At 44.4% G+C, this 13,295-nt stretch carries 12 protein-coding genes; 8 read left to right on the top strand and 4 right to left on the bottom strand.

Features of this window, described 5'->3' with window-relative positions; translation table 11 throughout:
* Positions 1-42 precede the first annotated feature (42 nt).
* The 4 genes from CO230_RS09820 to CO230_RS09835 all read left to right on the top strand — a co-directional run bounded on the left by CO230_RS09820 (position 43) and on the right by CO230_RS09835 (position 6,749).
* Positions 43-1,299 (top strand): putative DNA modification/repair radical SAM protein, encoded by a 1,257-nt coding sequence (locus CO230_RS09820; protein WP_122028437.1) that lies wholly within the window; start codon positions 43-45, stop codon positions 1,297-1,299.
* The gene (locus CO230_RS09825; protein ID WP_122028438.1) at positions 1,300-2,064 is read left to right on the top strand and encodes a TIGR03915 family putative DNA repair protein; all 765 of its coding nucleotides are present in this window, start codon (positions 1,300-1,302) and stop codon (positions 2,062-2,064) included.
* Positions 2,065-2,161: 97 nt separating this feature from the next.
* On the top strand, positions 2,162-3,217 hold the full coding sequence (locus CO230_RS09830) for an NAD(P)-dependent alcohol dehydrogenase (RefSeq protein WP_122028439.1): 1,056 nt from the start codon (positions 2,162-2,164) through the stop codon (positions 3,215-3,217).
* A 130-nt stretch (positions 3,218-3,347) separates the two neighbouring features.
* A complete protein-coding gene (locus tag CO230_RS09835; RefSeq protein ID WP_122028440.1) occupies positions 3,348-6,749 on the top strand; it encodes a T9SS type B sorting domain-containing protein in 3,402 nt (1,133 codons plus the stop codon).
* Positions 6,750-6,786: 37 nt separating this feature from the next.
* Here the strand turns inward: CO230_RS09835 and coaE are convergent, their stop codons facing one another.
* From coaE to ruvB, 4 genes are all read right to left on the bottom strand, one after another.
* Positions 6,787-7,413: a dephospho-CoA kinase gene (gene coaE, locus CO230_RS09840; RefSeq protein ID WP_122028441.1), complete on the bottom strand. Its 627-nt coding sequence runs from the start codon at positions 7,411-7,413 to the stop codon at positions 6,787-6,789.
* A 1-nt stretch (position 7,414) separates the two neighbouring features.
* A complete protein-coding gene (locus CO230_RS09845; protein WP_122028442.1) occupies positions 7,415-8,281 on the bottom strand; it encodes an MBL fold metallo-hydrolase in 867 nt (288 codons plus the stop codon).
* A 193-nt stretch (positions 8,282-8,474) separates the two neighbouring features.
* Positions 8,475-9,089 (bottom strand): FMN-binding negative transcriptional regulator, encoded by a 615-nt coding sequence (locus CO230_RS09850; protein WP_122028443.1) that lies wholly within the window; start codon positions 9,087-9,089, stop codon positions 8,475-8,477.
* Positions 9,090-9,108: 19 nt separating this feature from the next.
* On the bottom strand, positions 9,109-10,131 hold the full coding sequence (gene ruvB / locus CO230_RS09855; protein WP_122028444.1) for a Holliday junction branch migration DNA helicase RuvB: 1,023 nt from the start codon (positions 10,129-10,131) through the stop codon (positions 9,109-9,111).
* Between the two features lie 137 nt (positions 10,132-10,268).
* Between ruvB and hutI the strand changes: the two genes are divergently transcribed.
* The 4 genes from hutI (at position 10,269) to paaD (ending at position 13,185) form a co-directional block, all read left to right on the top strand.
* Positions 10,269-11,495, top strand: a complete 1,227-nt coding sequence (gene hutI / locus CO230_RS09860) for an imidazolonepropionase (protein WP_122028445.1) — start codon at positions 10,269-10,271, stop codon at positions 11,493-11,495.
* A 36-nt stretch (positions 11,496-11,531) separates the two neighbouring features.
* Complete coding sequence (gene paaB / locus CO230_RS09865) at positions 11,532-11,813, top strand: 1,2-phenylacetyl-CoA epoxidase subunit PaaB (RefSeq protein WP_122028446.1); 282 nt, start codon at positions 11,532-11,534, stop codon at positions 11,811-11,813.
* An 83-nt stretch (positions 11,814-11,896) separates the two neighbouring features.
* On the top strand, positions 11,897-12,649 hold the full coding sequence (gene paaC / locus CO230_RS09870) for a 1,2-phenylacetyl-CoA epoxidase subunit PaaC (RefSeq protein WP_228438124.1): 753 nt from the start codon (positions 11,897-11,899) through the stop codon (positions 12,647-12,649).
* A 71-nt stretch (positions 12,650-12,720) separates the two neighbouring features.
* Positions 12,721-13,185, top strand: a complete 465-nt coding sequence (paaD, locus tag CO230_RS09875; RefSeq protein ID WP_122028448.1) for a 1,2-phenylacetyl-CoA epoxidase subunit PaaD — start codon at positions 12,721-12,723, stop codon at positions 13,183-13,185.
* Positions 13,186-13,295 lie beyond the last annotated feature (110 nt).

Below are 13,295 nucleotides of genomic sequence, written 5' to 3' on the forward strand. Positions count from 1 at the left end.
TATTATTTTACTAATTTTGCTTTGTAAAGTTAACATAATAAAATGAATTTTGAGCGCATCCAGGAGAAATTAGAAATACTTGCAGACGCTGCCAAGTATGATGTATCTTGCTCTTCCAGTGGTGGTAACAGAAAAAACAAAGGCGGTTTAGGCAACAGCCACGCCTCTGGCATCTGCCACACCTATACCGAAGACGGGCGTTGTGTATCGCTGTTGAAAATACTGCTCACCAACCACTGCATTTACGATTGCGCCTATTGCGTATCGCGCAAAACCAATGATGTAAAACGTGCCGCTTTTACGGTAGAAGAAGTGGTAGAGCTTACCATTAATTTCTACCGCCGGAACTATATCGAGGGGCTTTTCCTGAGTTCAGGGATTTTCAAAGACTCCGATACTACCATGGAAAGACTCGTACGGGTGGCCAAAAAACTTCGGCTCGAGCATCATTTCAATGGTTACATTCACCTCAAATCCATTCCTGGTGCCAGTGATGAACTAATGAAAGAAGCCGGGCTGTACGCAGACCGACTTTCGATCAATATTGAGATTCCTACAGAAAAAGGCCTTAAACTTCTGGCGCCCGATAAGTCTCATTCAGAAATGATAAAACCCATGAGTTTGGTAAAAAACGAACTCATCCTGTATAAAGAAGAGAAAAAAATCTTCCGGAAAGTCCCGAAATTCGCCCCTGCCGGCCAGTCCACGCAGATGATTGTCGGCGCTACCAACGAAACCGACCTTAAAATCATTAAAGTTGCCGACCATTTTTATCAGAATTTCAATCTGAAGCGCGTGTACTATTCCGGGTATGTACCGGTTTTGGAAGACAGCCGCTTACCTTCCGTGCATTCGCAAGTCCCCGTACAGCGTGAAAACCGGTTGTACCAGGCCGATTGGCTGATGCGGTTTTATGGTTTTGAAGCCAACGAAATTCTGGACCCTGCAAACCCGTTTCTCGACCTTGAAATTGATCCTAAATTAGCCTGGGCACTTCGCAACCGTGAAAGATTTCCGGTGAACATCAACACAGCGCCTAAAGAAATGATTTTACGCGTGCCTGGAATCGGCACTAAATCAGTAGCAAAAATTTTAATGGCACGCCGGTTTCAGAAACTGACACTTGAGAATCTGAAAAAAATGGGCGTTGCCGTCAACCGTGCCAAATATTTCGTGGAGTTTGAAAGCACCAATGTTTTTAACCGCTTTATTGATGAGCAAAATTTTCGAAATATTATCCTAAATGGTATGAAATCAAAATTCCATAATCCTTTTTCACAACAACTTTCACTTTTCTAAATGACCACCCTGGTGTATGACGGAAGCTTCGGCGGACTGATGACCGCTGTTTTCGAGGTATTCGAATACCGTTTTGCGCCTGCCAAAATCATCAGTAAAAGTGATTATCACCAAGAAGATATTTTTGCCGAAACACGCCAAGTAATTACAGATGAAACAAAATCTGACCGGGTAATTGCCCGCCTTGAAAAAAGCCTGGGCAAAACCGGCATCAGGCAGTTACTAATGGTATATCTTTCTGAACGCAGCGATGCCGGAAACCTGATACTTTCTGCTGTGAGACAAGCGATAAACGCACCACAGGAAAACGTACTGCAGAATTTCGGCAATGATGACATCATGGAAATCGCGAAAATAAGCAAAAGTATGGCAAGGGAAATCCACCGCCTGCACGCTTTTGTACGTTTCGAAAAGTTGGAAGACGGCAGTTTCTTTGCCAAGACCGAGCCTGACTTCAATGTGTTGCCAGTGGCGTTTAAGTTCTTTAAAGACCGTTATGCGGATCAGAAATGGATGATTTTCGACCTCAAAAGGAACTTTGGCGTTTACTATGACCTTAAAAATACTGAATTTTTCTATCCGGAAACAGAGCAGTTGCTGCTGTTGAAAAATGCCCAAAACCTGCACCATACCGAAGAAAAGAAATACCAAAAACTGTGGCAGCGCTACTTTACAAAGACCAATATCACCGAGCGGAAAAACCTGAAACTGCACATTCAGCATGTCCCGAAGCGTTACTGGAAATACCTCACTGAAAAATTTTAAAACCCATCCATTAAAATTTAGGAAAATTTTAATAGTCGACTTCAGCACCTTTTGATACATTTGACACTTATTCCAGACACTTTAAAAATAATAAATTATGAATACAACACAGGTAAAAGCCTACGGAACGGAAGCAAAAGATAAAGACCTCGAACTGATGCAGATTGAGCGGCGCGCTGTACAGCCGCAGGATATTGAGATTGAGATCCTGTACTGCGGGGTGTGCCACAGCGATTTGCATACCGCCCGCAACGACTGGGGTGGCACAAAATACCCATCAGTCCCCGGCCACGAGATCATTGGCCGAATCACCAAAATAGGTGAAGAGGTAACTAAATTTAAAGTAGGCGATCTTGCCGGCGTAGGTTGTCTTGTAGATTCCTGCCGCGAATGTGAAAGCTGCAAGAAAGACCTGGAACAGTATTGCCTTAACGGCTCAGTAGGAACATATAATGGGCGCGACCAGTTTCTGGGCGGACACACGTTCGGCGGATATTCTGAGAAAGTAGTGGTAGACCAGGCTTTCGGGCTGAAAATCCCTGAGAACCTTGACCTTAAAGCGGTTGCTCCCTTGTTGTGCGCCGGCGTTACTACATGGTCGCCACTGAAACATTGGGATGTGAAAGAAGGCAGCAAGGTGGCAGTGATCGGGCTGGGCGGACTGGGCCACATGGCGATAAAACTTGCCAAAGGTTTAGGCGCTGAGGTAACCCTTTTCTCGCGCAGCCCCGATAAAATTCAGGATGCGCTGGATCTTGGTGCCAATGCCGTAGTCATCTCTACTTATGAAAATGAGATGAAAGCGGTGAAAGGAAAATTCGATTTAATTATTGATACTGTACCTTACGACCACGATATCAATCCGTACATCTCTACCCTTAACATCAGCGGGACACTTGTTTTGGTAGGATACATCGGCAAAATGGGCGACGCGCTGTTTACTCCACCAATGATTGGCGGACGAAGATCTGTGGCCGGCTCTGTAATTGGCGGCATTAAAGAAACACAGGAAATGCTTGATTTCTGCGGCAAACACAACATTTTGCCCGAGGTAGAGATGATTAAAATGCAGGACATCAATACCGCCTACGAAAGAATGCTGAAAAGCGATGTACGCTACCGCTTTGTCATCGACATGCAAAGCCTTAAATAATTTCATCATACGGCTAAACAAACATCCGGTCTTGTCTTCGGCAGGCCGGATGTTTTTATTTTATGTGAATTATCATATTCATAATAAATAAGGGTATAAAATACTACATTTGTGCAGATTATACCAATTGATGAAAAAACTTCTACCACTTTTATTTTTACTGTTTTCGTACACGCTCGATGCACAACTCGACCGCGAGCACTGGTTTCCGCCGATGTTCGATAGGACAAATATCCCAAGGAATACCTTCGAATCTATATATATTTCTACGAACGAAAGTACTCCGTTCCCAGTATCCATCTATCACCAAAACGCTGTTATTGCTACCGTGACGGTAAGTAAAGGAAATCCGGTAAGATACAAAATAGCTAACCGTAATCAAATCATTACCGAAAACGCCGCTAATCTCTTTACTCCTGTAAGCATGGGTTATTACCTTAAAGGTGAGAAAGCGTTCTACGCGACATTCAGATTTTCAACTTTTAATCATGGTGAGATTGTAACCAGCAAAGGGACTGCAGGTTTAGGTACAGAATTCAGGGTGGCAATGGCCCCAATCACGGCATTGAATCCGATACTGAACTTTATGACCGGTATTATGGCCACGGAAGACAACACCGAAATTACGATCACTGAATTTGATCCGGGAATTGTTTTTACAGATAACGTACCCAGAACCCGGTTTGATATAATTCTTCAGAAAGGCCAAAGCTACCTCATCGAAGGAGGCGGCGACATTTCAAACAATGCAAAAGGCTTCATTGGGGCAAAAATTTCGTCTAATAAGCCGGTGGTCGTCACAAACGGTAACTTCAATGGGCAATATGCCACCACTTCGACAAACAGTTCGGATATCCTCATGGATCAATCCGTCCCGATTGACAAACTTGGGCAAGAATTTGTACTGATGAAAGGCAATGGCGATTTGAGTTCGGGAATGGAGAAAGCCATTGTAGTCGCTACCGAAAACGGCACAAATATTTACGTTAACGGCAGCACCACCCCTGCTGCCACCTTAGACGCTGGCGAATTTTTCCTGACAGCTTCTGAAAATTATCAGCTTCAGAGAGACGATCATTATAACATGCACCTAAAATCAGATAAAAACGTGTATGTGTATCAGCTACTGGCCGGTGACGGTACTACATCAGAATTGGCGACGGGCGGTTTCAACTACATTCCACCGTTAAGTTGTTATCTGCCAAAACGTATTGACGAAATAGGACTGATAGATGAAAACGAATATGAATCAAACTATGCCGGGAGTACAAATGTACCGACAAAACTGAACATCATTACCGAACGTGGCGCGCATATAGAGGTATTCAGAAACGGGAGTCCTATTGCATTAACCTCACAGAATGGACCTTTCGATGTTACCGGAAACCCCAACTGGGTAACCTATTCTATAAAAAACATTACCGGAAACGTCAGCTTAATTTCTTCGCGGGCGGTAACTGCCGGTATTTCAGCGGGGAATGACGCTGTAGGCTATGGCGGATATTTCGCTGGTTTCTCTTATCTGCCAGTGATTGTGAAAAGTGCCGGTGAATGCTTACCGGACGTAGTTTTGGAAGTCACCGAAGGCTTCAGCAGTTATCAGTGGTTGCTTAAAACAGCCTCGGGATATGTAAATGCACCCGGCGAAAGCACAAAATATCAGTATCGGCCCACGCAAGCCGGCATCTACGCAGTAAAACTGAAAGAAGGTTCGTGCACAGAGATCCAGACCGCTGATTATAAATTCTTTAATTGTAATACCTATACCAATTACACCTTTGATACCTGTAGTGACGTAACGGTGACGCCAAGTTTCGTACTGAGTTCGCAGCTTTACAACATCAGTTCAGCGACAGTAGTTTCTCCGCCAGCAAAAGGTTCCGTAAACATTCAGCCAGATGGGAAAATTGTATATACCGCCTACCCTAACGCGACAGGAACCGACCGGTTTAAATTCTCTTTTTGCGGAACTGGCCTGATCCCCGATTGCGAAACGGTACAGATCACCGTCAACCTGAAGCAAGTGGTTGCCCAAGATGCTGTACTGACCGTATGCTCTGCCACCAATACCGGCATTTTCGACTTAACTGCCGCTGCCATCAATACTGATGCGGCTGTACTTAAAACCTATTATCAGGACGCTGCATATACACAGAAAATCCCGGAAAAGGAACTTGCCAGCTACGTTTCGGCGGCTGGGTTTGTCTATGTAAAATTAGAAAACAGTTTCCCCTGTACCAATACCGCAGTCATAGAACTCCGTATACAAAACCCACCCATTATTTTAGCTGATGCTTACACGTTTATCCATTGTGATGAAACGTTGGATGGAAGTGTGGACGGCTTTTACCATGCCGATCTAGATAGAATAACCCCCGCCGTGTTACCGGTAAACAATGGGTTTAACGTACGATATTACTCCACACCCGAAAGTGCGTCTGTCGGTGGTGCTGATAATGTTACCGGCACTTATCCCTTCAACCTTGCAAACCCTTCGGTCTGGATTCGGGTCGAGTCTTCTGTCTGTCCACCAAATATCACGGAAATCCGTTTAAAAACAGGCAATCCTTTCCCGATTATCAAAACAGTAAGCACTGAGGTATGCGACAACGACCTGAATCAGACAGAAACAGTTTCCATAGAGCAGTTCGGTTCGTTATTTTCTACGGAATCTTTCGACCGTATAGCGATATTCGATGACTTGACAAAAGCGCAACAAGGCAACAGCCTGTTTGAAATAAATACTTCCCAGACCATTACGAATCACAGGACCTTCTATTTCAGGTTCAGTAAAGCAGGTTGGTGCGATGTCATCGGCACTTTACATCTCCGCCTCAAACAACCGTTATTGTCTCCCCTACTTAAGGATCAACAGATTTGTGAAGAAGGCTCCACCATTCTTGATGCGGGACCTGGTTTCAGTGCCTATCAATGGAGTACAGGCGACACCAGCCAAACGATTTCCGGTGTGAAGGTGGGCGAATATTGGGTAGACCTCACTTCCAATGGCTGTACATACCGGCAGCATGTTAAAATCACCAAACTACCCGATTCTGAAATTACCAGAATAGAGATCCAAGGCAGCACCGTCACCATACATATAAGTGGCGGCAATGCCCCTTATTATTACTCGCTGGATGGTGGCACATATCAAACCTCTAACGTATTCACGCAAGTCTCGGCTGGTGAGCATACCGTGGCTGTGATGTCGGCGGACCGTTGCAGCCCAGTAAAAGCCACCTTCAATGTTATACAAATCTACAACGCTATTTCGCCCAATGGGGACGGCATTAATGATTACCTGAATTACAGTGGATTATTAGGTAAAGAAGAGCCAAGCCTGAAAATCTTTGACCGCCTCGGAAACTTGGTTTTCAGTGGTGATGCAAACAACCGCTTTTTATGGGACGGGACAGTCGCGGGAAAGAAAGTACCCACCGGAACTTTCTGGTTTGTAATCCGCTGGCGAGAGCCAAAAGCAGCTTTCTTCACCGAATTTGCCGGCTGGGTACTCGTGAAAAACAGAAACTAAAAGAAAAGCCTGAATCAACATTCAGGCTTTTTTGTTTCTAATCTGTGGTCATTAAACGTTCCACGGCTTTTTCGGTTTGTGTTTTAAGTTCCTGGAGGCTGCCATTGTTATGGATGACTTCATCGGCAAGTTTAACTTTATTTTTTTCGGGCATTTGTTTCGCGATGATGGTCTCTACTTCCCGATAGGTTTTCGCGTCGCGATCCATCACCCGCTTGATCCGGATATTGTCTTCGGCAGTTACCAATAACGACTTGAAGCATGCTTTATGCAAATCCAGTTCAAAAAGCAGTGCTGTTTCTTTAAAGATCAAAGACTTATTCTGTACCGCGGCCCAGTCTTCAAAGTCTTTTTTTACGGCTGGATGAACCAAAGCATTAAGTTGATGGCGTAGTTCATCAGTATCAAATACCTGTTTAGCTACATATTTGGTATTGTAGTGTCCGTTTTCGTCATAGGAATTTTCACCGAGAAGATTGATGATCTGCGCTTTCAGTATTGGGTCTTCATTAACGATTTCTTTAGCCCTGGTGTCTGAATAATATACCGGGAAACCCATCTCTTCTAGAAAATTTGCCACGGTGGATTTCCCAGAGCCGATGCCGCCAGTAAGCCCGATAATTTTACTTTCCGGTTTAGTTGTATGCTGATGTTCTGTCTCCATATTAATATCCGAACACTTCGTTCATGCTGAAGGTTTCATCCAAACGTACGCCTTTTTCGGTCATTTTCAGACTGGCAAGCTCATGGTGAGCGTCATGTTCAAAAAACAGCAGATATTCATTATCTATGCACTGTTTCAGGAACTTGCCTTTTTCTTCCATCGTAAGCAGTGGCCGTGTATCATAGCCCATCACATATACCTGAGGGATATGCCCGATGGTCGGGATAAGATCTGCCGCAAACACGATGGTTTTCTCCTGATACTGCAATACCGGCAGCATTTGTTTTTCTGTATGCCCGTCTACGAAAATCACATCCATCTTCAGATCTGGCGCGAAGCCGTAGTTACCGTTCTGTGGCGTTGGGAGAAAATTCAGTTGCCCGCTTTCCTGCATCGGGAGGATGTTTTCTTTCAGGAAACTTGCCTTTTCACGCGGGTTTGGTTCGGTAGCCCACTTCCAGTGTTCCTCGTTGGTCCAGAACTGCGCATTTTTAAAGGCTGGGCGATAGCCGCTCTTATCATCATTCCACTCGATGGCGCCGCCGCAATGGTCGAAATGCAGGTGGGTGAGAAATACATCGGTAATATCTTCGCGCACGAAACCGTATTTTTGCAGATTTTTATCCAGGGTATCATCACCAAAGAGGGAATAATGCCCGAAGAATTTTTCATCTTGCTTATTACCCAGGCCACAATCGATTAAAATTAACTTTTTACCGTCTTCAACCAGTAGTGAGCGCGTACTGAGCTCTATTAAGTTCCGCTCGTCGGCAGGGTTGGTTTTTTCCCAAAGGGTTTTGGGGACGACACCGAACATGGCGCCACCATCAAGTTTAAATTTTCCGCACTGTATAGGGTATAGTTTCATTTATATTATTTTATAATTTCTAAAGTACAAAATATTTTTTAACGTGATACGGTATCGGCAAACGTTAAGTTAAATTGCACGAATATGCATAAGGACGAAGTGTAAAATCGGTGAAATTTCGACCTGAAGTCGCGAACACTTGGCAAACTTTTCAAACACAAGTATAACTGTTGCCCTGCATTCTTCGTTCTTTTTATATGTTTCTCAACTTTCTCATCTTCTCTGCGATTCTCTTTTCATTTTGCTCCGGAGAAGCCTGCAATTCTTTAATAATATGCTGAAAATCCACCTCTTCTCTGTTCTGAGAAAGTTTCGAGGCTATGTGGATTTCTGTCGGAAAAATATTGATGCCAAAGGCGCCCTGCATCTCATGGCGGATTTCCTCTTCGCCAATATCTTCCGCAAACATTGGGCAACGCTGCTTTCTTTCGTATTTGAAAGTGAGTTTTTTCAGGTGCTGATAAAGCTCATCATCATTCATTTTTTTAATGGTACCACGAATCTGTACGGCCTCATAATTCCACGTAGATACATTTTTATGATTGTACCATGACGATGAGATATAGCTGTTTGCGCCCAAAAAATCACACAAGACCACATCACCATCCTGTAACACCTTGGCTTGTAAATTCCCTTTTGAAACATGTGTCTCAAGGTAAAAGCCATCACTGGTCTCCTTCAGCAAAAACATTGAATGGGTGGCGCAAAGCTTTTCCTGGTCGGAAATCAGCAGCGCAAAACCGTTTTCGCTGATGATTTCTTTCATCAGATCCTGGTCCTGGCTTCTATATATTTCGGGGATGTACATTTATAATTATTGATGGATATTAAAAAAGTGTATCCGGTCTTTTCGGACTATTGATGTTTAAATGTCTATAGGCTTTTTCGGTGACTTCACGGCCGCGCGGTGTCCGGATGATGAATCCTTCCTGAATTAAAAAAGGTTCATAAACTTCTTCTAAAGTTTCCGGGTTTTCACCAATGGATGTTGCCAAAGCTGAAATCCCGACAGGTTTCCCCTTGAAATTTTCAATCATCACCCGCATGATCCGGTTATCCATATCATCCAGCCCAAACTCATCCACGTTAAGAGAGTTCAGCGCGAATTTGGTGATACCTATTTCAATTTCGCCATTTCCTTTGATTTCCGCAAAATCCCGAACCCTTCTTAATAACGCGTTGGCAATCCGGGGGGTTCCGCGGCTTCTTCTGGCAATTTCCAGGGCGGCATCTTCGTAAATCTTCACTCCCAAAACCCTTGCGCTTCTTTCAATAATCATCCCAAGCAGTTCTACGGTATAATATTCTAATCTAGACTGTATCCCGAATCTGGCCAGCATCGGCTTCGTCAGCATCCCGGAACGTGTGGTCGCCCCAACCAACGTAAAGGGATTGAGACCGATTTGTACCGAACGTGCGTTTGGCCCGGTTTCCAGCATAATATCGATTTTATAATCTTCCATCGCCGAATATAGATATTCCTCTACAATGGGCGAAAGCCGGTGGATCTCATCAATAAACAGCACATCATTCTCCTCCAGATTGGTCAGTAAACCGGCGAGGCTGCCAGGCTTATCGAGCACTGGCCCCGAGGTAATTTTGCAGTTCACACCCAATTCATTAGCGATGATATGCGCCAAGGTGGTTTTACCAAGACCTGGCGGACCATGTAACAGCACATGATCTAACGCGCTGCCACGGTTTTTGGCGGCCGCTACGAAAACCTGCAGATTATCCAAAGTCTTACGTTGCCCGGCAAAATCCTGAAAACTTTGGGGCCGGATTTTCTCCTCGTGCAGCAGTTCATCATCAGAAAAGTTACCCTTATCCGGATGTAAAAAATCAGGCATGTTTTTATGAAGTTTGTATAATCTCAAAGGTAAAATTTTTTATTGATTTTCCCAGCAAATACATAGATAAGCAGTAAGCGAGGCCTGCGGCACAAAAAATATTGCCTGCTTTGGGTTTAAACATTACATTTACCTCTATGAAATTAACCGGACCTTTCAAACAAATTGTGACCCTCGCCAATCTGCCGTTAAGAGGCGCTATTTCTGATGAGCAACTGGAAGTAATAACGGATGGCGGAATCCTTACCGAAAACGGCGTGATTAAAAAAACAGGCATTTTCACGAATCTGAAAAACGAATTCCCCCAGGCTGGGATAAATTTAATTGAAGATGAACAGATTTGTCTGCCCGCCTTTGTTGATGCACATACGCACATCTGTTTCGGTGGTAGCCGAGCAAACGATTTTGCCATGCGTAACGCGGGTAAATCTTATCTGGAGATCGCTGAAAGCGGTGGCGGGATCTGGAGCTCCGTACAACATACACGTGCCGCCACTGAGCAGGAACTGATTGAGACTACTCTGGCGCGGGCCAATGCCCTGATAGCACTTGGGATCACCACCATCGAAATAAAATCGGGGTACGGTTTGGACCCTGAAAACGAACTGAAAATGCTTCGTGTCATTAAAAAGGTGCAGCAACTTACAAAAGCAACACTGATCCCTACCTGTCTTTCAGCCCACTTAAAACCGAAAGATTACAGCGGAAGCGCTGAGGAATATCTGGATCACATCGTTACAGACATACTCCCGAAAGTTAAAGCAGAACAACTCGCCCAACGTGTGGATATTTTTATCGAACAATCCGCGTTTCAGCCGGAAGAAAGTAAAAAATTCCTGTTGAAAGCCAAAGAATTAGGTTTTGAAATCACCGTACACGCTGATCAGTTCACCCCCGGAAGCTCCAGAATTGCGGTAGAGGTTGGCGCAAGGTCAGCCGATCATCTAGAAGCGACCATAGACGAGGATCTGGCTTATTTAGCACAATCTGAAACCGTTGCCATAGCCCTGCCCGGCGCAAGTTTAGGTCTGGGAGAGAAGTTTGCCCCAGCCCGCAAAATCTTAGACAAAGGTGGTATACTTGCGATTGCCAGCGACTGGAATCCCGGTTCGGCGCCCATGGGAAACCTCATCACACAGGCTTCGATACTCGCCACTTATCAGAAACTCTCCACCGCCGAAGTCCTGGCTGGCATGACCTTCAGAGCCGCGTTTGCCCTGAATTTAATGGATCGCGGCACACTCGAACACGGGAAAAAGGCAGATTTTGTTACTTTTAAAACGGATCATTTCCAGAACGTGCTTTATCATCAGGGAAGCCTCACGGCAAAACAAGTGTATATTAGCGGCGAAAGGATTCAGTAAAAATATTTATCTTAACACCATCAAATTTTATCTTCAATGAGTAATTTAGAAATGTGGGAAGTCTTCATCCAAACCAAACCCGGGCTTTCGCACAAGCACGCAGGCACCATACAGGCACCGACAGCCGAAATGGCCCTGCAAAACGCCCGTGATGTCTATACCAGAAGAATGGAAGGAACCTCGATCTGGGTGGTGCCAAGCAAATATATGGTAACATCTGAAGGGGTTGACAAGGAAGCGTTTTTTGACCCTGCGGATGATAAACTGTATCGCCACCCGACTTTTTATCAAATCCCGAACGATGTGAAAAACATGTAAATAACGCTCGGCTTTAGGTCTAGACTTGCTCCCCCGCTCATATAGGCCGCTGATGCCTATCTTCTAAAAAATATAGAATTTATATGATGAATTCACTTTATAACTATCTGCTGAAACTTGCCGATGACACCCTGATTTTCGGGCAGCGCCTCGGAGAAATCACCGGCCAGGGCCCATATCTGGAAGAAGACATTGCCCTAACCAATATCGCGCTCGATTATTTGGGGCAAAGCAGCAATTTCTTTAAATATGCCGCGCAGGTACAGAATATGGGTAAAACCGAAGACGACCTCGCTTTTCTTCGTCTTGAAAAAGAATATCTAAACTGCCAACTCTCCGAACTGCCCAACGGCGATTATGCAAACACCATTTTGAAGGTATATTTCTTTGCTGCCTATCAGGTAATTCTGTACACGGAACTGATGAAAAGTACCGATGAACAATTGGCGGCACTGGCCGAAAAATCCTTGAAAGAAGTGAAATATCATTATACACATGCTTCGTCGTGGGTAAAGATGTTTGCTGGCGGCACCCACGAAAGTCAGCAGCGGCTGCAAACCGCCATCGAAAACCTTTGGGAATACACAGCCGGGATTTTCGCTGCTACAGAGGGGGAAGACGATCTGGTACAACTACAGATGGTGCCCGCCGGAAAAGAAATCCATTCGCAATGGCTAAATAAAATACAAGCTGACTTTAGTGCGTTTGGTGTACAAATCCCCAGCAATGAATTTATGCAGAAAGGCAGCAGAACCGGCTACCACACCGAATATTTCGGCTATATTCTGTGCGAACTTCAGTACATGCAGCGCACGTACCCGAACTGCGTTTGGTAATATCATCGGGTAAATCGTTAATTTTTTTTAAATAACCTTAGCAAACTTCTTGTCTTAAATCACCCATCATTTTGAATCATCTGTTTGAAATTCTTTCTCAAATCCCGGATCCTGAAATCCCTGTGATCAATATTGTAGAGCTGGGCATTGTGCGCGAAGCAAAAATGATTTCAGAAGAAGACGCGGAAATCGTGATTACCCCGACCTATTCTGCCTGTCCCGCGATGTTTAATATTGAGGAAGATATCATTAAACTATTCAAGCAAAACGGAATTACCGCTAAAGTGATCACCAAAATCTCCCCGGTATGGACCACCGACTGGATCACCGATGAAGCACGCGAAAAACTTCGGGCTTATGGGATTACGCCGCCTGAAAAAGGTGCGCACGAAGACCACTTGAACGTCCCGAAAAAATGTCCCAGATGCGGATCTACTGACACTAAACAGATGTCAAGGTTCGGATCTACACTTTGTAAAGCCAGCTATCAGTGTAATGACTGTCTGGAACCGTTCGATTACTTTAAATGTCACTGATATTTTTGAAATCCGCCAACTTTAAGAAACCCTTAAGCCAAATTATCCCGAACTTTAAAAAGTGAATGAATTTATTGAAACATTCATTTCAAATCAGAAAACCAAATCTA

It is taken from the genome of Chryseobacterium sp. 6424 (assembly GCF_003692615.1).
Taxonomy (GTDB): Bacteria; Bacteroidota; Bacteroidia; order Flavobacteriales; family Weeksellaceae; genus Kaistella.

Bases quoted from the DNA above. Each gene is read 5' to 3' on its own strand.
- CO230_RS09830 (WP_122028439.1), top strand. From the start codon at position 2,162: ATGAATACAACACAGGTAAAAGCCTACGGAACGGAAGCAAAAGATAAA.
- CO230_RS09835 (WP_122028440.1), top strand. From the start codon at position 3,348: ATGAAAAAACTTCTACCACTTTTATTTTTACTGTTTTCGTACACGCTC.
- CO230_RS09850 (WP_122028443.1), bottom strand. From the start codon at position 9,089: ATGTACATCCCCGAAATATATAGAAGCCAGGACCAGGATCTGATGAAA.
- hutI (WP_122028445.1), top strand. From the start codon at position 10,269: ATGAAATTAACCGGACCTTTCAAACAAATTGTGACCCTCGCCAATCTG.
- CO230_RS09825 (WP_122028438.1), top strand. From the start codon at position 1,300: ATGACCACCCTGGTGTATGACGGAAGCTTCGGCGGACTGATGACCGCT.
- coaE (WP_122028441.1), bottom strand. From the start codon at position 7,413: ATGGAGACAGAACATCAGCATACAACTAAACCGGAAAGTAAAATTATC.
- ruvB (WP_122028444.1), bottom strand. From the start codon at position 10,131: ATGCCTGATTTTTTACATCCGGATAAGGGTAACTTTTCTGATGATGAA.
- paaB (WP_122028446.1), top strand. From the start codon at position 11,532: ATGAGTAATTTAGAAATGTGGGAAGTCTTCATCCAAACCAAACCCGGG.
- CO230_RS09820 (WP_122028437.1), top strand. From the start codon at position 43: ATGAATTTTGAGCGCATCCAGGAGAAATTAGAAATACTTGCAGACGCT.
- paaC (WP_228438124.1), top strand. From the start codon at position 11,897: ATGATGAATTCACTTTATAACTATCTGCTGAAACTTGCCGATGACACC.
- CO230_RS09845 (WP_122028442.1), bottom strand. From the start codon at position 8,281: ATGAAACTATACCCTATACAGTGCGGAAAATTTAAACTTGATGGTGGC.